Annotated in this window: 11 protein-coding genes and 2 pseudogenes; 3 read left to right on the plus strand and 10 right to left on the minus strand. The window is 68.8% G+C overall.

Features of this window, described 5'->3' with window-relative positions:
• Positions 1 to 64 precede the first annotated feature (64 nt).
• Together purL and VT85_RS15465 are read right to left on the minus strand one after the other, a co-directional pair.
• Positions 65 to 2,931: pseudogene (gene purL, locus VT85_RS15460) on the minus strand (phosphoribosylformylglycinamidine synthase subunit PurL).
• Positions 2,932 to 2,996: 65 nt separating this feature from the next.
• Positions 2,997 to 3,836, minus strand: coding sequence for a prephenate dehydrogenase (locus tag VT85_RS15465; RefSeq protein WP_197490768.1), 840 nt, complete (start codon positions 3,834 to 3,836; stop codon positions 2,997 to 2,999).
• A 340-nt stretch (positions 3,837 to 4,176) separates the two neighbouring features.
• On the opposite strand from VT85_RS15465, the gene VT85_RS15475 reads away from it, so the two are divergent.
• Entirely contained in the window at positions 4,177 to 5,508 is a 1,332-nt protein-coding gene (locus VT85_RS15475; RefSeq protein ID WP_068416991.1) for an FHA domain-containing protein, read from the plus strand.
• A gap of 332 nt (positions 5,509 to 5,840) precedes the next feature.
• On the opposite strand, the pseudogene VT85_RS29260 reads toward VT85_RS15475, so the two are convergent.
• The 6 genes and pseudogenes from VT85_RS29260 to VT85_RS15500 all read right to left on the minus strand — a co-directional run.
• Positions 5,841 to 6,116 (minus strand): annotated as a pseudogene (locus VT85_RS29260) (M48 family metalloprotease); the annotation flags it as partial.
• Positions 6,117 to 6,525: 409 nt separating this feature from the next.
• Entirely contained in the window at positions 6,526 to 7,518 is a 993-nt protein-coding gene (locus VT85_RS15480) for a hypothetical protein (protein WP_068416994.1), read from the minus strand.
• Between the two features lie 105 nt (positions 7,519 to 7,623).
• Complete coding sequence (locus VT85_RS15485) at positions 7,624 to 9,933, minus strand: serine/threonine protein kinase (RefSeq protein ID WP_068416997.1); 2,310 nt, start codon at positions 9,931 to 9,933, stop codon at positions 7,624 to 7,626.
• Positions 9,934 to 9,967: 34 nt separating this feature from the next.
• A complete protein-coding gene (locus VT85_RS15490; RefSeq protein WP_068417001.1) occupies positions 9,968 to 10,873 on the minus strand; it encodes an FHA domain-containing protein in 906 nt (301 codons plus the stop codon).
• 223 nt (positions 10,874 to 11,096) lie between these two features.
• A complete protein-coding gene (locus VT85_RS15495; RefSeq protein ID WP_068417004.1) occupies positions 11,097 to 12,434 on the minus strand; it encodes an FHA domain-containing serine/threonine-protein kinase in 1,338 nt (445 codons plus the stop codon).
• A 121-nt stretch (positions 12,435 to 12,555) separates the two neighbouring features.
• Positions 12,556 to 14,172, minus strand: a complete 1,617-nt coding sequence (locus VT85_RS15500; RefSeq protein ID WP_068422114.1) for an AMP-binding protein — start codon at positions 14,170 to 14,172, stop codon at positions 12,556 to 12,558.
• A 421-nt stretch (positions 14,173 to 14,593) separates the two neighbouring features.
• Between VT85_RS15500 and VT85_RS15505 the strand changes: the two genes are divergently transcribed.
• Together VT85_RS15505 and VT85_RS15510 are read left to right on the plus strand one after the other, a co-directional pair.
• Positions 14,594 to 17,746, plus strand: a complete 3,153-nt coding sequence (locus VT85_RS15505) for a PSD1 and planctomycete cytochrome C domain-containing protein (protein WP_231871389.1) — start codon at positions 14,594 to 14,596, stop codon at positions 17,744 to 17,746.
• Between the two features lie 14 nt (positions 17,747 to 17,760).
• Entirely contained in the window at positions 17,761 to 19,197 is a 1,437-nt protein-coding gene (locus tag VT85_RS15510) for a DUF1501 domain-containing protein (protein WP_068417008.1), read from the plus strand.
• On the opposite strand, the gene VT85_RS15515 is transcribed toward VT85_RS15510, so the two are convergent.
• On the minus strand, positions 19,178 to 19,924 hold the full coding sequence (locus tag VT85_RS15515) for a tetratricopeptide repeat protein (protein ID WP_068417012.1): 747 nt from the start codon (positions 19,922 to 19,924) through the stop codon (positions 19,178 to 19,180). The two genes, VT85_RS15510 and VT85_RS15515, sit on opposite strands and share 20 nt — an antisense overlap.
• A 61-nt stretch (positions 19,925 to 19,985) precedes the next feature.
• Positions 19,986 to 20,615: a cysteine hydrolase family protein gene (locus VT85_RS15520; RefSeq protein WP_068417016.1), complete on the minus strand. Its 630-nt coding sequence runs from the start codon at positions 20,613 to 20,615 to the stop codon at positions 19,986 to 19,988.
• Positions 20,616 to 20,660: the final 45 nt, after the last annotated feature.

Raw genomic sequence — 20,660 nt, forward strand, 5'->3', positions numbered from 1 at the left:
TCGATCCAGGCGCTGTCGTTTAATCCATATGCATGCGTCTGATCGATGGACGCTCCATGCGCGATCACCAATTCAAGGGGCGGCGCCACGTCTCGGCGAGTTCGTCCAGGGGGGCGTCGATCACGAGGCCCCCTTCCAGGCCCTCGACCACGAGCCGGGCGCGGCCGCCGTCGGCCGCCTCGGTCTCGCCGATCCGGGCGAACGGCAGGCCTTTCAGCGTCTCGGCGAGGGCTTCGAAGCGGGCGGGCTCGACTTCCAGCAGGAACCGCGAGGGGGATTCCGCGAACAGGAGCGTCGCGTCGGCGGCCGCGTCGTCGCCGCGAGGGACGTCTCGCAGCGAGGCCCGGGCCCCGACGTGGCCGGCGAAGGCCGACTCGGCCAAGGCGACGGCCAGTCCCCCCTCGCTGAGGTCGTGGCAGCTCCGCACGAGTCCCGACGCGATCGCCCGGTGCAGCGCCCGGAACGTCGCCAGCCCGACCTCGGCGTCGACGGTCGGGACGACTCCCCCTTCGAGGCCGCGGAACTCGGCCCAGAGCGAGCCGCCGAACTCCGTTCGGGTCGTCCCCAGGAGGACGATCAGGTTCCCCGCCGCCTTGAAGTCCATCGTCGTGCAGCGGCGGACGTCGGGCACCTGGCCGATGGCGCTGATGAGCAGGGTCGGGGGGATGGCCAGGCTCTCGCCCTCGTGCGAGTACTCGTTGTACAGGCTGTCCTTGCCGGAGATGAACGGGGTCTTGTAGGCGAGCGCCAGGTCCCGGCAGGCCTGGGCCGCGAGGACCAGCGAGCCGAGGGTTTCGGGGCGTTCGGGGCTCCCCCAGCAGAAGTTGTCGAGCAGGGCGATGCGGTCGGGGTCGGCCCCGACGGCGACGCAGTTGCGGACGGCCTCGTCGATGACGCACGCGGCCATGGCGTAGGGATCGAGCCGGCCGTAGCGAGGGTTGATCCCGCACGAGACCGCCAGGCCGCGGTTCGACCCGACGACCGGCAGGACCACCGAGGCGTCCCCCGGCCCGTCCTCGCGCTCGCCGACCAGCGGCTTGATCACGGTGCGGGCCTGGACCTCGTGGTCGTACTGGCGGACGATCCATTCCTTGCTGCAGACGTCCCAGTGGCCGAGGATCTGGAGCAGGTCGGGCGTGAAGTCGGCCGACGCCGGGGGTTCGATCGGCCGCGACGGGGGGGCGTGAACGTGGCCGAGCGGACGACGTCGGGGCGGCCGTCGTGGAGGAAGTCCATCGCCAGGTCGCCGACGATCTCCCCCTGGTAGCGGAGCGTGAGCCGGCCGGTCGCGACGAACTCGCCGAGGTCGGTCGCCTCGACCCCCTCCAGCTCGCAGAGGTCGCGGAATTCGTCCCAGCACTCCGGCGGCACGGCCAGGACCATCCGCTCCTGGGCTTCGGAGATCCAGATTTCGGTGTAAGAGAGTCCCTGATACTTGAGGGGGGCCTTCTCCAGGTCGACGACCGCGCCGAGGTCGGCGCCCATCTCGCCGACGGCCGAGCTGAATCCCCCCGCGCCGCAGTCGGTCAGGGAGCGGAAGAGCTCCCGGTCGCGGCCCTGGACGATGACGTCGAGGACCATCTTCTCGGTGATGGCGTTGCCGATCTGGACGGAGCCGCCGGAGAGCGACTCGCTCTCGCTGGTGAGCTCGACCGAGCTGAACGTCGCGCCGTGGATGCCGTCGCGGCCGGTGCGCCCGCCGATGGCGACGATGCGGTCGCCGGGCTCGACGCTCTTGAACGCCTTGCCTCGGGGCAGGACGCCGACGGTGCCGCAGAAGACCAGGGGGTTCGCCAGGTACGCCGGGTCGACGGCGAGCGCGCCGTTGACCGTGGGGATGCCCATGCGGTTGCCGTAGTCCCGCACGCCCGCGACGATCCCCTGGAGGACCCGCTTGGGGTGCAGGACGCCGACGGGGAGCTGGTCCGGCGACAGGTCCGGGGGGGCGACGCAGAAGACGTCGGTGTTGCAGATCGGCTTGGAGCCCAGGCCGGTCCCCAGGGCGTCTCGGATCACGCCGCCGATGCCGGTGTTCGCCCCGCCGAAGGGGTCGATGGCGGACGGGTGGTTGTGGGTCTCGACCTTGAAGCAGACGTCGTACTCGTCGTCGAACCGGACGACGCCGGCGTTGTCGGAGAAGACGCTGACGAGCCAGTCGAGGTCGAGCTCCTGGGTGGCGGCGAAGATCGTCCGTTTGAGGAGGTTGTCGATCGGCGTCCCGTCGAAATCGATCCGGCCCCGGAGCGTCTTGTGGGAGCAGTGCTCGCTCCAGGTCTGGGCGATCGTCTCAAGCTCGGCGTCGGTGGGGTCGCGGCCGAGGTCGCGGAAGTGGGCCTGGATGGTCTTCATCTCGGCCAGGCTGAGCGAGAGCTGGCCGTCCTTGCTCGTCTTGACGAGCGCCTCGTCGTCCATGGCGAGGATCGGGATCTTGATCAGCGCGAAGTCGTAGGGCTTCCCTTCGCCGAGGCGGTCGAGGTGGAGCGGGCCGACGACGACCTGATCGACGGCCTCGTTCGCCAGGACGCGCTGGACCAGCCGGGGGAGCTGCTCGGCGGGGCCTTCGATCCGGTAGCTGCGGATGCTCCGCGCCCCCTCGACGGCGAAGCCCAGGTCGCCGAGGAGGCCGATGACGCTCTCCCCCTCGGGGTCGGTCACGCCGGGCTTGGGGAAGACGTGGACGATCGTCGAGGCGGCGGCCTCGACGGCGGGGCAGGGGTCGACCCTGAAGGCCTCGACGACCGGGTCGACGAGGACCTGGCGGGCGGCGTCCCGGAGGTCGTCGGCCGTGAGGCCCCCCTCGACGAGATATCCGCGGCTGGAGGCGATGCTCCAGGGGCCGGGGAGCCCGGATTCCACGGCTTCCTGGGCGACTCGAAGACCAGTCGAGTCGGGCTGATCGGACGCGGGTTCGATGTCGAGGTGCCAGAGCATGCTTGATTTCAACACACAAGAGGAGGTTTTCGTGGTTCGTTCGCGAGCGGGAGGGCGGGGTGCGGCTACGCCTCGGGGAATTTCTGGGATTCGAAGAGCGAGCGGCGGGCGCGGGCGTCGTTCCACCAGCGGCGGATCGACTCCTCGTCGTCGTTCATCAGGGCGTATTTGAGCGAGGAGAGCCGGTCCTGGAGCTTGCCCACGGCGTTCATCAAGGGGCCGCGATTGTCCCGGAAGATGGCCGTCCAGAGTTCGGTGTCGGCGCCGGCGACGCGGGTGCCGTCGCGGAAGGCGCCGGCGGCGAGCGGGAGCCAGTCGGCGGGGACGGTGGCCGCGAGCGACGCCGCCAGGGCGTGCGGCAGGTGGCTGGTGTAGGCCACCACCTCGTCGTGCTCGGCGGGCCCCATCTCGATGATCCGGGTCCCCAGGCTCGACCAGAATTCGCGGGCTCGACGCAGGCGGTCGGGGGCCGTGCGGGTCGAGGGGGTCAGGACGCAGACGCGGCCTTCGTAGAGATCCGCGCGGGCGAAGGCCGACCCGGAACGCTCGGAGCCGGCCAGGGGGTGGGCGGCGACGAACATCTCGGCGGCGCGGGGCAGCTTGTCGACCGCCTCCACGATGGCCCGCTTCGTGCTGCCGGCGTCGGTGATGAGGGCCCCCCTCGGGGCCGCATCGGCGGCGCGTCGGACGTCCTCGGCGACCCGGCCGACGGGAGTGCAGACGACGACGACGTCGGCCCTGGAGACCCCGTCCGCCATGTCGGTCGTCGCCCGGTCGATCGCGCCTCGCGCGCGGGCCTGCTCCAAACTTCCCATGTCGCGGCCCACGCCGACGACCTCGTCCACCAGCCCTCGGTCACGCAGGGCCATCCCGATCGACCCGCCGATCAGACCGACGCCCACCACGGCGACTGTTCCCAGACGGTCCAAATCTGCCCCCTCGCCCTGGATGCCGACGTCGTCCGAGCCAAATCCGGAATGGCGGAGAGGGGGCCTTTCGGCTTCCCGCCACGCCTGAACCTTCATCCTATCATCTTAGCGACCCCGACGAGGCAAGACGAGACGGATATCCGGGAGGGGCGCGCCTCCCGTGCGATCCTCGGCCCCGCCGACGACCCGGCCTACGATTGAGAGCGGGACGGCCCGGTCGAGCCTCGACGCACCGAGCTGTCGGCCCCGCGCCCTGGCGATTAGAATCGCTCGGTCGAGCGAAATCTTCGTCGTCATCCGAGGGGGTGCGTCGTCCATGTCGAGCACGCTGACCATCGGTTCGAACTTCGAGTGCGACCTGGCGATCGGCGTCCCCTCGGTCTCCGGACGACACTGTCGCTTGACCCGAGAAGGGCCGACGATCTTCCTGGAGGATCTGGGCTCGCGAAACGGGACGTACCTGAACGGGAATCGGATCGTCGGGGATGCGCGGGCCGTCATCGCGGCGACGGACGTCGTGCACCTGGGGAGCCATCTCCTCGACCTGGATGCGGCGCTCGCGCGGCTTCCGCTCGACGAGGCGCCTCCGCCGACGACCCTGACCTTTCGGGGCCGCGAGATGGTGATCGGCCGGACGGCCGGATGCGACCTCGTCGTCGACCTGCCGATGATCTCGATGCGGCACGCCCGGCTTTACCGATCCGGGGCGGACGTCCTGATCGAGGACCTGGGCTCGTCGAACGGGACGTTCGTCGACGGCCGCCGGATCGAGGGGGCCGCGGTCGTGCCGCCCGGTCGGCTGATCGGCCTCGGGTCGGCCTCGATTCGGCTGGACGAGGGCTCGTGGACGTGGGACAGGGCCGAGCCCGCACCGAGCGTTCCGGAGGCCGGCGCGGGAAGGGGGGCGATCCGGCCGGAGACCGCCGTCGCGGTGGTCCTCGCCCTCGTCGCGGCACCGCTCGTGGTGACCACTCTCGTCGCCGCCTCGGCCGCCGGGGGGGCGACGCGGATCTTCGGCCTGGCGCTTGCCGCACCCGCGCTGGGGTTTTTGGACGCGGCCGTCGTCTCTTCCCTTGCCGTCGCCCTGGGCCGGCGGGGCGTCGGAGCGTCCCGATCGCCGGGGCGGTCGGTCGCCGTCGCGGCGATCGGCGTCGTCCAGTGTCTGACGCTGTGGCTCCTCGGCCGATGGCTGGGAGACCTGAACGGAGCGGGAGCGTCCGCACTTCTCGTGCTGGCCCTGGCCGCATTCGTCGGCGCGGCGGCGGGGTTCGTCGTGGTCGCGTACGTCCCGGGTGCTCCGGTCGTCTGGGTGGTTACGTCGGCGGCCTGGATCCTGACGATCGGGCTGCTGGGAGGCTTTGCCCCGGAGCTTCCGACCTCCCTCCGGCCGGCGACGGCGCTCTCGCCGACGCGATGGGCGTTCGAGGGCCTGCTGACGCTGGCGTCGCGCGGGAGGCACGCGGCGGGGGAGCCGGGGGCCGATCTGGTGGAGCGTTATTTCCCGGCGGACTCCGACCGGATGGGGCTCCCGGCCGCCTGCGCGGCGATGGCCCTGGCGGCGGTCGGGCTGGCGGCCGTCGCCGCGGGTCGGCCGCTCGTCGTCCGAGGGGGGGCGGCACCGGCGGGAACGGCCTTTTTCTCGGGCTGAACGAGGCGATCCTTGAGCCGTTTGAGTCGGGCGGCCGCCATCGGGTGGGCGCGATACTGGAAATCGAAGAGCGGGACGCCGGGATTCCGCTCGAGCGTCGCGCCGCCTTGCAGGAATCCGTTGGCCCCGGCGTAGCGGTCCAACTTCATCAGGAACGTCAGGCACTCGCGTCTCGAATGGCGGAGCGCCCGCAGCTGCTCGAGGGCCCAGTCGTCGGCCTCGTATTCGAACGATTGGCCGTAGGATCGCGGGAAGATGAACAGATAGAAGAGTTCCAGCGTTCCGTAAGGCATCTCCCGGAAGGGGGGGGCTCGCAGACATCGGATCGCATGCCCGCGATCGACGTGCCGGATCTCATGGGCCAGGGCGAACTGGAGGGACGGGGCCTGGTCTTCGCTGATCCACCTCATGAGCCCGCGAGTGACGTAGACGTAGCCGCCGGGGTGCGAGAAGGCGTTGACCGCGTCCGAATCCAGGATGAAGAAGCGGTACTCCAACTCCGCGTCTTTTCGCTCGCGAGCTTCCAGGATCGGCCCGGCCGCGTCGAGCAGCCGGCGTTCCATCGACTCGTCCTGGAACGGGCGGTTGAGTTCCGGGAGCATGACCATCTGGTGGAGTTGCGCCCCCAACTCCGATTCCTGCTCCACGGTGATCCGTTCGAGGTCCCACTTCCGCTTCGCCGCGGCGCTCGCGAAGAAAGGATGGATGGCCTCCAGGCCGGGGAGCTTCGAGGCGGCGACCGGCTCGGCCGGCGAGGGGGCGGGATCGGGGATTCGCGCAACGGGGATGGGGGGGCTCGGCTCCGCGGGGACGGGGGCCGGGGGGAGCGCCGGCGCTTCCTCGACTCGGACGTCGGGCGCGACGGACGCCGCCTCGGCCCGGGGCTCTCGGTCTTTCAGGGCCTGGCGATGCGCGCGGCCCAGCGAGCCCACGATCCCGGAGGAGGCGATCAGATAGAGGAGGAATGCGGCGGCGATCCCTGCGGTCCTGGCCACGTGCGTCGCTCCGGACTTCGGGTCAACGAGGCTCGGCGTCGTCCGCGACGCCTTCCTTCACCATTTCGTAATGGATCCAGAGCTTGGAGTACAGCTCCCGGAAGACGGCTTTCTCGTCCGCGGTCGTCGCGGCAGCGAACTGGAGGTGATGATTGCGCATGTATTCGCGGAGGTCGTTGACGGACGTCCCCGCGTACAGGTCCAGATCGCCGAGCGCGCGCTGGAGCTTGTGCGTCTTGAGCATCTCCACCGTGCGCTCAAGCTCCCGAATCGTCCCGCTGGCTTCGAGGTTGCGGCGGTCGTCGGGCCGGTCGCGGAAGGCTCGCTCCAAATCGTCGGCGAGGTTCCGAACCGCGAGGGCCAGCTTGTCGATCGCCACGATCTGCATCGCCCCGTCGACCTCCTGCTCCAGGACGAGCTCGAGCGCGGTTTCATAATCGCAGCGGACGCCGTCGAACCGTGGGTCCTGGAACGCCGGCGGCCATTCGCCGCGCTCCTTGAGGGCGAGCCGATGCATCGAGAAGCTCTGCGTGCCGACCGTCGCCAGCTTGAAAGGGATCCGACGCACCTCGTCGACCGTCAGGGGGATCGAAGTCGACTTGTGGAACGATTCCGGGATGAGGCCGGAGTTGATCTTCTCCAGCACCGCGTTGAGTGCGTCTCCGCCGTCGACGTCGCGGGCCTCCGGCGAGTTGAGGATCCGGTCGTGATACTCCTTGTAATTGACGAGACGGCGTTGCTGCATCGCGGCGCGGTGTCGCGCGTTGCGCCGGTTCTCGCGCTCCAGCACCGCCGAGACGTACTCATTCAGACGGATCCAGGTGTCGGTGCGCACCGACTCCGCCCCGGCCAGGTTGATCTCCGCTTCGCTGAACCCTACCGCGGCGTCGGCCAGAGACCGGATGTAGTCCGCCTCGGGGTTCTGATTGGTCTGCTGCATGAACAACGCCTGCGCTCCGGCCGACGAGGGCACGCCCACGGCCAGGAGCAATGCGAGGATCGCTCTCTTCCTCATCGGCAAGCCTCCTCTTTATCTACATTGCAGTCGACTCGGGGGCGACCCGTGAGGGGGGCGAGCTTTCGCGAACCCTCCCGACCGTCGGCGGTCGACGGAGCGGGCTCAGCGCGCTCCCTGGATCTGGCGGATGGATTCTTGATAGTCTCGTTCGTGCTGCTGGATCGCGCGTCCCGACTGGGCGGCCACCTCATTGAAGAAGGCGTTGGCTTCGGCCCACCGGTGCGCTGCGGCCTTGTTCGATCGGGCCGCCTTCAACTTGTCGCGAATCATCGCGACGAACTTGTCCTCGCCCCCCATTCGCTCGACCCATTTCGGGCCGTCGCCGAAACCGATTTCCGCGTCGTTCGGGGTCGTCTTGATCGAGCGGAAGCTCTCGCCGTAGTTCCCCGCGGCCAATCTCACCGCGTCGTAGCCGATGAGCACTTCGAGCGCCACGATCGTGAGGCTCGGCGGGGCCGCCGACCTTGGGGCGTCGACCCGGACCCTTGCGACGGTGGGCATCACCGGCTTCGGGGACGGCCTCACCCCCAGGTCGGCGACGACCCGCTCGAACTTCTGCGCCATCGCCCCGTCGACCATCAAGCGGGCGTCGCTTTTCATGATCGCGCCGTTCCCTTCGCTGACGGTCCATCCGTCCTTCGTCTTCAGTCGAACGCCGATGCCTCCGGGGATGTTCGACGCTCGCTTGAAGGGAGTCGTGGCGATCACCAGGACGTCGGCGATCTCGACCTCCTGGCCGTGATATCGGGCCAGGTCCTCCAGGAGACGGTCCAGGTCGACGGCTCCCTCGATGACCGGGGCGGCGTCCTTGGGGCCCAACTCGCTCGGTTGGGAGGCGGAGGGATCCGCGGGCACGACGTCGGTGGAGGAGGCGGGCGCCGGTTCGGGAGTCGGTGGGACCTCGACCTGAACCGGGACGGCGGGCCTCGCCTGGAAACCCGGACTCTGCGGAGCGCCCGGTGGTTCGGTCGGTCGGTGTGCCATCAACGGGGCGGACGGCCCGCTTTCGATCGTCCGTTTCCCGATCGCGCTGCTGATCGCGGCCACGATTTCGACGAGGTCGGAGGCGTCCCCCTCGTAGTGGGCCTCGCCCACCTCGGTGGGAAGAGCGGGAGTCGTTCCCGAGTGGGTCGTCGCGGCGGCGGGCGACGGCATGGCAGTGGGCGTGAGAAGGCGCCAGGCCGTCGGCGCTCCGACAATGAGAAGCGATGCCGCGGCCGCAGTGGCGAGCCAGGGCCGTCGTCCCTTGAATCCGGCCGCGCCCTCGTTCGTCCCGTCCTCGTTCGCCAGGTCGTCGGCCTCGTACGGGGACTCTCGGGAGGCCGGCGTCGAGGACGACGGGCGTTCCTTCGCCAGTTCGTACCCCCGCGTCGCATCGAAAAAGGGGACGAGGGCGTCCGCGACCTCGGCCGGCGTCTGGAAGCGATGCGCCGGATCCTTGGCGATCATCTTCGCGACCAGGGCCGACAGCTCGGTCGGGACGTCGGGACGGAGGGTGTCGAGTGGTTTCGCAATTCTCGAATGGTGCGCCTGCAGCAACTCGTAGAGGCTCTCGGCCCTGAAGGGTGGGCGGCCGGTCAGGAGGCAGTAGAGAGTACAGCCCAGGCTGTAGATGTCGGCCCTGACGTCGGCCTCGCGGGGGTTTACGGTTTGCTCGGGGGCGATGTAATGGGGCGTTCCAAGGATCTCGCCTTCGTGCGTGAGGCCGCCGTCGATGCCGGTCTCGCTGGTGAGTTTCGCCAGGCCGAAGTCGAGGATCTTGACTACCGGGCGATTCGCCTCGCGCGTCAGCATCAGGTTGCGGGGTTTGACGTCGCGGTGCACCAGCCCACGTTCGTGGGCGTGCTGGAGTCCCAGCGCCGCCTGGTGGATGAAGTTGCAAGCGACCGGGACGGCGAGCGGGCCATGACGCTCGATCAGCTTGGCCAGATCGTGGCCCTTCACGTACTCCATCGCGAGGACGACGCACTCGCCGAATCGCGTCGCCGCGAGGGCCGCCACGATGTTCGGGTGGCGGAGTTGGGCCGCGGCCCGGATCTCGCGGTGGAATCGGTCCAGGACCCCCTTCCGTTTCACCAGATGGGCTCCGACGACCTTGAGGACCTCCTTCCGACCCATGAGCCTGTTCTCGGCCAGGTAGACGACCCCCATGCCGCCCCGCCCCAACTCGCGCAGGATCTCGTAGTCGGGATGTTCGAGGAGTTCCCTCGGTATCGCGTCGAAGGACGCTGAGGACGAGGCCTCCCCCCCCGGATCGATCTTCCGGTCGGCAAAGTGGGCCGCCCGCCTGCGACAGCCCTCGCAGGCGGCCAGATGCGCCTCGACGGGGCCTCGCAGCATGGCGTCGATCGTCCCCTGGCTGAACGAGACGAGCGTCTGGTCGGTCGGGTGTTGTGTGGGGCTCGAGGACATCAACAACCCTTCGATGGACGGGCGGACGAACGAGTCACGGCACCTGGAGCTGGAACCTCTGCTCACCGATCTGGAAGCGGACGGCGGCGGCGACGACTACCCGGGACATGCGGAGCCAGAGGCCGTTCGCCGTCCGGTCGTGTTCGACGCGCCAGCTCCCGCCGGGTTCCCGGTAGATCCGGGCGTGGCGAGGTTCGCAGAATGGGTCGCCGGGGCGTTGGATCGCGCACTTCGGGTCCGAGCCGATCCAGTATTCGGGCTGGATCAGGAGCTTGCGCTCGCCGGCGCCGTCCTGGCTCACCTCGGCGAGCGAGGGGAGGGCGACCGGCTCGCGTCGATCGCCCCAGCCCTGGGTTTCGTCGAAAGTCGCCGCCATGGCCGTCGCCGAGGCGCTGGGTCGCGCCGGGGGCTCGGCGGAAGGCCCGTGGAACATGTACCGGCCGCCGCCGACCAGGAACTCCGACCGGTCTTTGAGATCGGCGCGGCTCACGCGCACGAACAGCCCGTGTCGACTTTGGAGGTCGGCGAGGACCCAACGGTCGACCCCACCGATCGATTGCAGGGCGATCTCGACGTGGCGCGACGAGATCCGCCCGTCGATGGGGATGGTCAGGTCCCCCTCGACCCGGCCGATCACGAATCGAGGGCGGCGGATGCGGATCACCTCGCCGTCGTTCCGGCCGTCGTCGCAGATCGTCAGCCGGGGCGTCGTCGGTCGCGAGGTCGGGCGGAAGGGCTCCGCGGCTCCTCCTCGTTCGGCGAGCCGGCGGGGTTCTCGACCGGCGACGGGGGCCGACTCGGTCGCGGCCGGCGCCGGCGCGGCAGGTCCTGCCGTACCCAGGCGGGCGAGAAGGGCCTGACGGATCTCGTCCTCGCTCTCGATCAGCGTCCCGGCGAAATCCGGTGGAGGTTTCGGGGAGGGCCGACCAGGCGCAGGCATTCGTGATCCTCCAGGCGAACGGAGCGAGCCTTGCCCATGAACCGGTGACGACCGTGAGTCGCTCGACGAGCCGAAACGCCTTCGCCTCATTTCAAGATGACGCGATGGTCTGGAAATGTTGTAGCCGAAGGGTGGGGAGGGATTCAATCAATACCCGAGCCGATCAGGGAGATTGAAACCGCGCAGACGTGGGATCATGGGCGGAGAGCCCGAGGACGCTTGCTCAGGAATGGGTGGAGGACAGCAGTTCTTGCAGGGCTTCGCTCATCGCCTGGGCCGATCTCCAGCGGGCGCGGGGCTGTTTTTGGAGGGCCTTCTGGAGGATCCGTTCGAGTTCCTCGGGGGCGTCGGGGCGGAACGCGCGGAGGGGGATGGGGGGGGACTCCAGGATCAGCTCGTAGGAGTTGGCCTGTCGGGGGTTGAATCCGTAATAAGGGTATTCGTTGGTCAGCAGGTAATACAGGGTGGCGCCGGCGCTGTAGATGTCGGCCGGTTCCTTGACGTCGCGGAATTCGCGGATGTGATCCGGGGAGAGGAAGCCGGTGGAGCCGCCGACGTCCCCCTGGCGGGTCATGGTGGAGAACAGGTTCCCCTCGGCGAAGCTCTTGGCGAGCCCGAAGTCCGAGAGCTTCACCCTGGGGCGATGCACCGGCCCCATCACCAGCAGGTTCGACGGCTTGACGTCGCGGTGGACGTACCCCTTGCCGTGCGCGTAGGACAGGGCGGAGAGGAGTTGCCGACCGATCTGCACGACGGTGGAGATCGGCAGCGGTTGGTACTGCCGGGCCCACTCCAGGGCGTTCTTGCCGTCTACGTACTCCATGATGAGCTGGTAGTGGCCGTCCACCTCGAACAGGTCGTAGAATTCGACGATGCCGGGGTGGCCCTTGCCGCCGGGGGTCAGCAGGTCCTTGAGGACCCGGATCTCGCGCTGGAAGTAGCCGAAGGCCTTGTCGTCGGCCGCGGAGTTGGCGCGCATCATCTTGATTGCCACGCGTCGATTCGCGGAGAGTTGGCTGGCGCGGTAGACCTCGCCCATGCCCCCCTCGCCGATCAGCTCTTCGATGAGATAGTCCGGATCGGTCTCCGGGAACTGACGCCGTTTGGCCCGACACTCCTCGCAAAGACGGGCGTCGACGGCCGCGATCCGGTCGCGGAACAGGACGCCGGTCTGCTCGCCGGACTGGGAGTCTCCCGGGGCCGGGGGGGCGATCCGGCCCCCGCAGGCGGCGCAGTTGGCCAGCGGGGGGCCGCCGTTGCGGGTGCCGGAGTCCACGACGTCGAAGGAACTCTGGCCGGCGATGATCACGTCTCCCTCGCGGAGAGGGACGCGCTCGACGCGAAGTCCGTTGACCTTGGTGCCGTTGGTGCTCCCCAGGTCGACGAGGTGATAGGCGCGGCCGCTCTTCTCGATTCGGAAATGGTCGCGAGAGAGCAGGAGGTCCCGGACCATGGGGAATGCGGCGCGAGACGAGCGGCCGACGACCAGTTCATCGGTTTGATCGATCCGCCGCTCCTCACCGGCGTGAGGCCCGGTCGTCACGCGCAGCAGCAGGCCCATGCGGATCTCCGACGCGTTTTCAGGAAGCTATCGCCCCTTTCCTTCTACCAGATCCCGGCCGAGAAATGAATCCGCCGGCGCGGGGAGCGACGGCGGCGGCGGCGGCGACGGCCGGGGGGCTTCAGGCGACGGGCTGATCCACCGCCAGGTCGCGCATGGCGCGGAGATCGATCTTGCCGGTGCCGGTGATGGGGATCTCGTCGATCCGGATGAAGTCGCGGACCGAGGGGATCCAGAGCCGGGGGACGCCGGCCTCCACGAGCCGATGGTGGATCTCGTCCGGGGTCGCCCCTCCCAACTCGGTGTAGAGGACGCGGAGCCGTTCGCCGTGCCTGGCGTCGGGGACGGACGTGACGGCGACCTGATGCTCGTCGACGTTGGCCGCCGCCATGATCGCCGACTCGACGCCGACGTGGGGGACCATCTCGCCGGCGATCTTCGAGAACCGGCTGAGGCGGTCGGTGATCGTGAGGAATCCGTCGTCGTCCACGAACCCCAGGTCGCCCGTGGAGTACCAGCCGTCCTTGAGCACCTTGTCCGTGGCCTCGGGCTTGTGGAGGTAGCCCCGCATCACCTGGGGCCCCTTCACGCAGATCAGCCCGGTCGCCCCCGGGGCCAGGTCGGCGGCGGTTTCGGGGTCGACGGTCTTGACCAGGGTGCCCGGCACGGGGAGGCCCACGCTCCCCGGCCGGTTCGCGTAGAGCGCGCGGCCGTCGGGGAGCGTCTTCTCGGCCGGGACGTTGACCGAGACCACCGGCGACAGCTCGGTCGTGCCGTAGCCTTGCATGGGCTCGATGCCGAGGATCGCCTTGATCTCGCGGTAGGTCTCGTCCTTGAGCTTCTCGGCCCCCAGCAGCAGGTGCTTCAGGGCCTTGAACTGCTCGGGGCGGCAGGCCTTCAGGTACATCCTGGTGAACGAGGGCGTCCCCGCGATCAGCGTGACGTCGTGCTCCTCGCAGAGCTTGCCGATCGTCCGAGCGTCGAGCGGGTTGACGTGGTAGACCACCGTCTTGCCGAGGACCAGGGCCGTCCAGAGCCCGATCGTGTAGCCGAACGAGTGGAAGAACGGCAGGATCCCCAGGATCATCTCGCGCTCGGCCATGTCGACCTGTTCGTCGATCTGGCGGACGTTGCTCAGGATGTTCCGGTGGGTGAGCATGACCCCCTTGGGGTCTCCGGTCGAGCCGGACGTGAAGATCACCGTCGCCAGGTCGTCCAGGTTCCGCGTCCGCAGACCGGACAGGAAGCGTCCCAGTTGCGAGGTGGGGACGGCCTTCGCGACCGTCGCCGCGAAGAGCTTGTCCGAGATCCGCACCTTGGCCGGGACGTCCTCCAGCATCAGCAGCTCGGCCGAGGGCCGGATGGGGCACTTCTCCAGGACTCGATGCGAGGTGATCACCTTCCGAATGCCGCACTGCTCGACCGCGGAATCGACCATCGCCTGGTTCGTGGTGTAGTTCAGGTTGACCGCGATCTTCCCCAGCATCCCGAGCGCCAGGTTCGCGACCGCCGACGGCACCATCGGCGGCAGCATCAGGCCGACGTACTCCTCGTCTCCCAGCTCCCGGGCGAGGACGCGACTGAGGGCCGCGGCCCGCATCAGCGTCGCGCCGTAGGTCAGCTTGGCTCCCATGCTGTCTCGCATCGCGAGCCGGGAGGGGGTCCGTCGAGCCCGTATCACGAACGCGTGCAGGAGCGAACGCCACTCGGCGGGCAGGGGGGAAAGCGGCCTGAAAATGCCATGCCCGCCGCCCCCATCATGGCTGGACGAAGAGGCGGCGTTCGGATCGCTTCCGCGCATGTCTGAACTCCCGGACGTACTCTAACACCACGACTCGACTTCACTTCGGAAGACAGGGAAGTGCAGTTCAATCTACTGCAAAGCCCAGCTCCTCGGCAACCTTGGCCTGATTCGAAACCTCTCGAGCCGCTTCGACGCGAATCCGATGAAATTCGGCGCGGAGTCGCTGTGATGGGCGGTGATCGCAAGCTCGCACACTCTCTCGATCGGCATTCTCGGGCAGTCGCGTGTAATGAGATCTATCGTGACCGGTGCGGCGAGGGGCCGAAGCGTGTACAATCGTGGGGGTCGGCGGATTTGATCTTCATGTCGCCGATGCGTGCACTCTCTCCGTTCGTGGTCGTGGCGAGGATGGACGATGATGAGGGAACTGGTAGTCGAATGCATCACGCGTCGACGCCGGCCGACGCAGGTCGGTCGGGTCGCCCTGGCGATGCTGACCGTGCTGCTGGTCGCGGGAAACGCGGGAGCGGACGAACCGGCGGGGGCGTCGGCCCCGAAAAAGACCGTCCGATTCAATCGCGACGTGCGGCCGATCCTCTCCGAGAAATGTTTCCAGTGCCACGGCCCGGACGCGACCCAGCGCAAGGGGAAGCTGCGGCTCGACACCGCCCACGACGCCACCGCCCCGGCGGCGAGCGGCGACCCGGCGATCATCCCCGGCGACGTCGAGAACAGCGGCCTGATTTATCGGGCGACGACCGACGACGCCGACGACAAGATGCCCCCGGCCAAGCTGGGGAAGCCGCTCACGCCCGAGGAGATCCAGGTTCTCCAGACCTGGATCGCCGAGGGGGCCGAGTACGAGGGCCACTGGGCCTTCCTCCCCCCCGAGCGCGCCGAGCCCCCCCAGGTCTCGCGGCCCGATTGGGTCCGCAACCCGATCGACGCCTGGATCTTGCATCGGCTGGACCAGGAAGGACTCTCGCCCTCGCCCGAGGCCGATCGGGCCACGCTGGTCCGCCGCCTGAGCCTCGACCTGATCGGGCTGCCGCCGACCATCGCCGAGGTCGACTCGTTCCTCGGCGACGATCGCCCCGGGGCCTATGAGCGGCTCGTCGATCGCTTGCTGGATTCGCCCCACTACGGCGAACGATGGGGCCGCGTCTGGCTCGACGCCGCGCGATACGCCGACTCCGACGGCTACGAGAAGGACAAGCCCCGAACCGTCCATTTCTACCGCGATTGGGTGGTCCAGGCGCTCAACCGCGACCTGCCGTACGACCGCTTCGTCGTCGAGCAGCTCGCCGGCGACCTGCTGCCGTCTCCCACCCAGGATCAGCTCGTCGCGACCGGCTTCCTGCGGAACTCCATGATCAACGAGGAGGGGGGGATCGACCCCGAGCAGTTCCGCGTCGAGGCGATGTTCGACCGCATGGACGCGGTGGGCAAGGCCGTGCTCGGCCTCACCATCCAGTGCGCCCAGTGCCACACGCACAAGTTCGACCCGATCACCCACGAAGACTACTTCCGCATGTTCGCCTTCCTCAACAGCGTGGACGAGGCCACGGTCGCGGCCTACACCCCCGAGGAACTCCACAAGCGCGGCGAGACGCTGGAGGCGATCGCCGCCGTCGAGGAAGGGCTCCGCCGGGATCATCCCGATTGGGCGGATCGGATGCGCTCGTGGGAGGACTCGGTCCGCGATCCGGGGCCGACCTGGAACGTCGTCCGGACCGACGTCGACGCCAACAACGGCAGCGGCCAGAAGCACACGCTCCTGGAAGACGGCTCGCTGCTCGCGTCCGGCTACGCGCCGACCCTCCACACGGCGCAGTTCACGGCCTTGCAGCCGGTCCCGACCGTCTCCGCCATCCGCCTCGAGTTGCTCAACGACCCCAGCCTGCCGCTTTCGGGGCCGGGACGATCGACCAAGGGCCTGCTGGCGCTCACCGAGTTCCACGTCGAGGCCGCGCCGGCCGACAGGCCGGACGAGCGGAAGGAGATCGCGATCGTGCGGGCGACCGCCGACGTCAATCCGTCCGAGGCGGCGTTGGAGCCGATCTTCGACGACAAGAGCGGCCGCAAGCGCGTCACCGGACCCATCGCGTTCGCGGTCGACCGCAAGGACGAGACGGCCTGGGGGATCGACGCCGGGGCCGGCCGTCGCAACGTCCCCCGCAAGGCGGTCTTCACGTTCGACAAGCCCGTCTCCTTCCCGTCGGGCGTGATCCTCACGTTCAAGCTCACCCAGCGCCACGGCGGCTGGAACAGCGACGACAACCAGAACAACAACTTCGGCCGGTTCCGGTTCTCCACGACCGACGCGGCCGACGCCCAGGCCGACCCGCTCCCCGACGCCGTCCGCAAGGCGCTGGCGATCGCGCCCGAGGCTCGGTCCGCCGAGCAGACGAACGCCGTTTTCAGCCACTTCCGCACGACGGTCCCGGATTGGAAGGAGGCCGACGAGCGCATCGAGGCGCTCTGGAAGCAGCACCCCGAAGGCTCGTCGCAACTCGTGCTCCGCGACCGGCCCCGCGAGACTCGACTCTTCCAGCGAGGCGACTTCCTCAAGCCGGCCGATCCCGTGCAGCCGGGCTTTCCCGCCTTCCTCAACCCGCCGCCCACGACCGAGGGGCCGCCGTCACGCCTGACGTTCGCCGAATGGCTCGTCAACCGAGAGGCGCCGACTCCCGCCCGGTCGATCGTCAACCGCGTCTGGCAGTCGTATTTCGGCACCGGCCTGACCGCCACCAGCGAGGATCTGGGCTCGCAATGCGAGACCCCTTCGCATCCCGAGCTGCTCGACTGGCTGGCGGTCGAGTTCATGGACCGGGGCTGGAGCCTCAAGACCCTCCACCGCCTGATCGTCGAGTCGAACACCTACCGACAGACCTCGCGCGTCTCGCCCGATCTGCTCGCGAAGGACCCGTTCAACCGACTGCTCGCGCGGGGGGCGCGGGTTCGGGCCGACGCCGAGGTGGTGCGCGACGTCGCGCTGGCGGCGGGGGGGCTGCTCGACCCCACGATCGGCGGCCCCAGCGTCAACCCGCCCGCGCCGGCGTTCCTGTTCCAGCCCCCGGCGAGCTACGGCCCCAAGGCCTGGCCCGAGTCCGTCGGCTCGGAGAAGTACCGCCGGGCGCTGTACACGTTCCGATATCGCTCGATCCCTTATCCGATGCTCCAGGCGTTCGACGCCCCCAACGGCGATTTCGCCTGCGTCCGCCGCGCCCGGTCGAACACTCCGCTCCAGGCGCTGGCGCTGCTCAACGAGCCGGTGTCGCTCGACTGCGCCCGGTCGCTGGCGACGCTCGTCCTGAAGGAAGGGGGATCGACTGAGACCGACCGGCTCGTCTACGCCTTCCGTCGCTGCCTGGCCCGCAAGCCGACCGATCAGGAGATCGAGGTCCTGTCGACCTTGCTCCACAAGCAGGCCGAGCGGTTCGCGACCGGCGCCGTCGATCCGGCGAAGCTCTCCGGCGTCACCGACGGACCGGCCGCCGAGCACGCGAGCTGGACGGTCGTGGCGCGGGTACTGCTCAATCTGGACGAGACGATCACCAAGGAATAAGCGGGGACCTTCTCATGAACTGTCAGGATCGTCTGCTACGCGGCCATGACCCGCTCGACGTCTCGCGGCGATGGTTCCTCGGCCAGTGCGGCGTGGGCCTGGGAGCGATGGCCTTCCGGGAGCTTCTGGCGTCCGAGGCCCGCGCGGGATCTCCGGCGGCGGCCGGCCCGATGGCGGTCAAGGCGCCCCACTTCGCCCCCAAGGCGAAGCGGGTCATCTTCCTGTTCATGGCCGGCGGTCCTTCGCACCTGGAGATGTTCGACTCCAAGCCCCAGCTCGCCAAGTTCGACGGCACGCTGCCCCCGGCCGAACTGCTCAAGGGCTATCGCGCGGCGTTCATCAACCCGGACGCCAAGCTGCTCGGCCCCCGGTTCAAGTTCGCCAGGCACGGCCAGTCCGGCACCGAGCTTTCCGAACTGCTGCCGCACCTGGCCCGGGTGGTCGACGACGTGACGGTGGTCAAGGGGATGTCGACCGACGCGTTCAACCACGCCCCCGGCCAGATCATGATGAGCACCGGCTCGATGATCTTCGGGAGGCCCAGCCTCGGGGCCTGGACCTGCTACGGCCTGGGGTCGGAGGCCAACGACTTGCCGGGGTTCGTCGTCTTCAGCACCGGCAAGAAGGGCCCGAGCGGCGGGAACTCGAACTGGGGGAGCGGATTCCTCCCCACCGTCTACCAGGGGGTGCAGTTCCGCACCGGCGGCGATCCGGTCCTCTACCTCTCGAATCCCGAAGGGGTCGATCGGGAGATCCAGCGAGACTCGCTGGACGCCATCCACAGCCTGGACGCCCAGCGCCTGGAGGTCATGGGCGATCCCGAGATCGCCACCCGGATCAACTCGTACGAGACGGCGTTCCGGATGCAGATGTCGGCCCCGGACGTGATGGACCTTTCCAAGGAGCCCCAGCACATCCTGGATCTCTACGGGGTGGAGCCGGGCAAGGGCTCGTTCGCCGGCACCTGCCTGCTCGCCCGCCGCCTGCTGGAGCGCGGCGTCCGGTTCGTAGAGATCTTCCATGAGGCCTGGGACCAGCACGGAAACCTCGTCGCCGACCTGAAGCACAACTGCGCCGACACCGATCAGGCCTGCGCCGCCCTGGTCCAGGACCTGAAGCAGCGCGGGATGCTGGAAGACACCCTGGTCGTCTGGGGGGGGGAGTTCGGCCGCACGCCGATGGTGCAGGGGGGCTCCGACGGTCGCGACCACCACCCCAACGCGTTCACGATGTGGCTGGCCGGCGGCGGCTCCAAACCAGGGATCAGCTTCGGCGAGACCGACGACCTGGGGTTCGGCGTCGCCCGAGACAAGGTCCACGTCCACGACCTGAACGCGACGATCCTCCATCTCCTGGGCTTCGATCACACCAAGCTGACCTATCGCTTCCAGGGGCGAGACTTCCGCCTGACCGACGTCCACGGCGAAGTCGTCAGCGAGCTGCTGGCCTGACCTTCGCGGCGGCCGCGGCCTGCTCCCGGACCTCCCGCGCCCGCGCCTCCGCGGCGCGGGCCTCGATCTCCCGACCGAGCTTGTCGAGGACCGCCGCGCGGCCGACCAACGCGTCGGCGAGGTCGGCGGTGGGCGTCTCGGAGTACTCGTGGATCCGGATCGCGCGGCGATAGTTGGCGTCGGCCTCGGTGTAAGAGCCGATCTTCGCCTCGACGTCCGCGAGTTCCTTGATGGTGAGGGCGAGCCGGGGGTCGGCCAGGCCCACGTTCTTCCCCTCGATGGCGATCGCCCGGACGAGGAGCGGCGCGGCCTCGGCGTCGTGGTGCAACTCGCGTTCGATCACGGCCAGGAGGTAGAGGCTGTCGAACATCGCGTCGTCGCGCGTTTTGGGGTCGAGCCCGCGGACCTCGACGACCCACTTCGCCAGCGGCCGGGCCTCGGCGAATCGATTCTGCGCGCAGAGCACGCGAGAGAGGTCGTGGTAACTCCTCGCCGCCAACCGGGGGTGCGCCTTCGCGTAGGGGCGGATCGTCTCGATGGCCTTGCCGAACCGGAATTCCGCGATGTCGAGCTCGCCCCTGGAAAAGGCCGCCCAGCCCATGTCGTTGTAATAGGCCCAGTCGCCGACGACGTTGGGAGGCTCGGTCCCGTCCTCCGCGCGGAGAGGATTCGAAGCCGTCGCGAAGAGGACGAGCACCCCGACGACGTTTACGAGATGCGTCTTCACATCAAATCCCCATTTCGATATGGATCCTACGGCCGACGTCCGCACCTTCCATTCTACGCGCTCAACGAGGATGTGGTGCGTCCTTCCCAGGACGACCCGACAGCGACTCGAGGTCGATCTCGGTCGACGGTCGGACGTCGGCCTTGAGGACTCGCCGCATCAGGCCGAGGGCCGAACGGCTGTCCGGATCCTCGACGGCCGCCACGCAGTCCTCGGGGATGATCAGCCGAAACTCGCGCATGTAGGCGTCGTTGGCGGTGAAGAGGACGCAGATGTCGGTGGTCACGCCGGCGAGGATCAGCGTCCTGGCGCCCAGGTATTCGAGCAGGGTCCCCAGGGTCGTGGAGAAGAAGCCCGAATGCTTGGGCTTGATGACCAGGTAGTCGGACTCCTCGGGGACGATCTGGTCGACGAATTCTCGCCCGGGTGCGTCCGGCGTGAGGCAATGCTCGACGAGGCTGCGGAAGTCGGACCGCCAGCGTCCGAAGTTGTCGTTGACGTACACGACGGGGACGCCCGAGGCCCTCGCGCGGGCGGCGAGCCGGGCGAGCGGTCCGGCGATCGGCCGGGCGTGGGCGAGGAGCTTCTCGGCGTCCGGGAAATCGAAACGGTTGACGACGTCGATGAGCAGCAACGCGCCGTCGGCCTTGTCGGGGGCGAAGCCGTGGAGGTCGGAGTTCTTCTCGGCCATGTCCGTGATCCTGGTGGGGGCGGGGAGATCGCGTCGTTGGAGAAG

It is taken from the genome of Planctomyces sp. SH-PL62 (assembly GCF_001610895.1).
Lineage (GTDB): Bacteria > Planctomycetota > Planctomycetia > Isosphaerales > Isosphaeraceae > Paludisphaera.

Bases quoted from the DNA above. Each gene is read 5' to 3' on its own strand.
- VT85_RS15520 (WP_068417016.1), bottom strand. From the start codon at position 20,615: ATGGCCGAGAAGAACTCCGACCTCCACGGCTTCGCCCCCGACAAGGCC.
- VT85_RS15480 (WP_068416994.1), bottom strand. From the start codon at position 7,518: ATGAGGAAGAGAGCGATCCTCGCATTGCTCCTGGCCGTGGGCGTGCCC.
- VT85_RS15505 (WP_231871389.1), top strand. From the start codon at position 14,594: ATGATGAGGGAACTGGTAGTCGAATGCATCACGCGTCGACGCCGGCCG.
- VT85_RS15490 (WP_068417001.1), bottom strand. From the start codon at position 10,873: ATGCCTGCGCCTGGTCGGCCCTCCCCGAAACCTCCACCGGATTTCGCC.
- VT85_RS15510 (WP_068417008.1), top strand. From the start codon at position 17,761: ATGAACTGTCAGGATCGTCTGCTACGCGGCCATGACCCGCTCGACGTC.
- VT85_RS15485 (WP_068416997.1), bottom strand. From the start codon at position 9,933: ATGTCCTCGAGCCCCACACAACACCCGACCGACCAGACGCTCGTCTCG.
- VT85_RS15495 (WP_068417004.1), bottom strand. From the start codon at position 12,434: ATGGGCCTGCTGCTGCGCGTGACGACCGGGCCTCACGCCGGTGAGGAG.
- VT85_RS15475 (WP_068416991.1), top strand. From the start codon at position 4,177: ATGTCGAGCACGCTGACCATCGGTTCGAACTTCGAGTGCGACCTGGCG.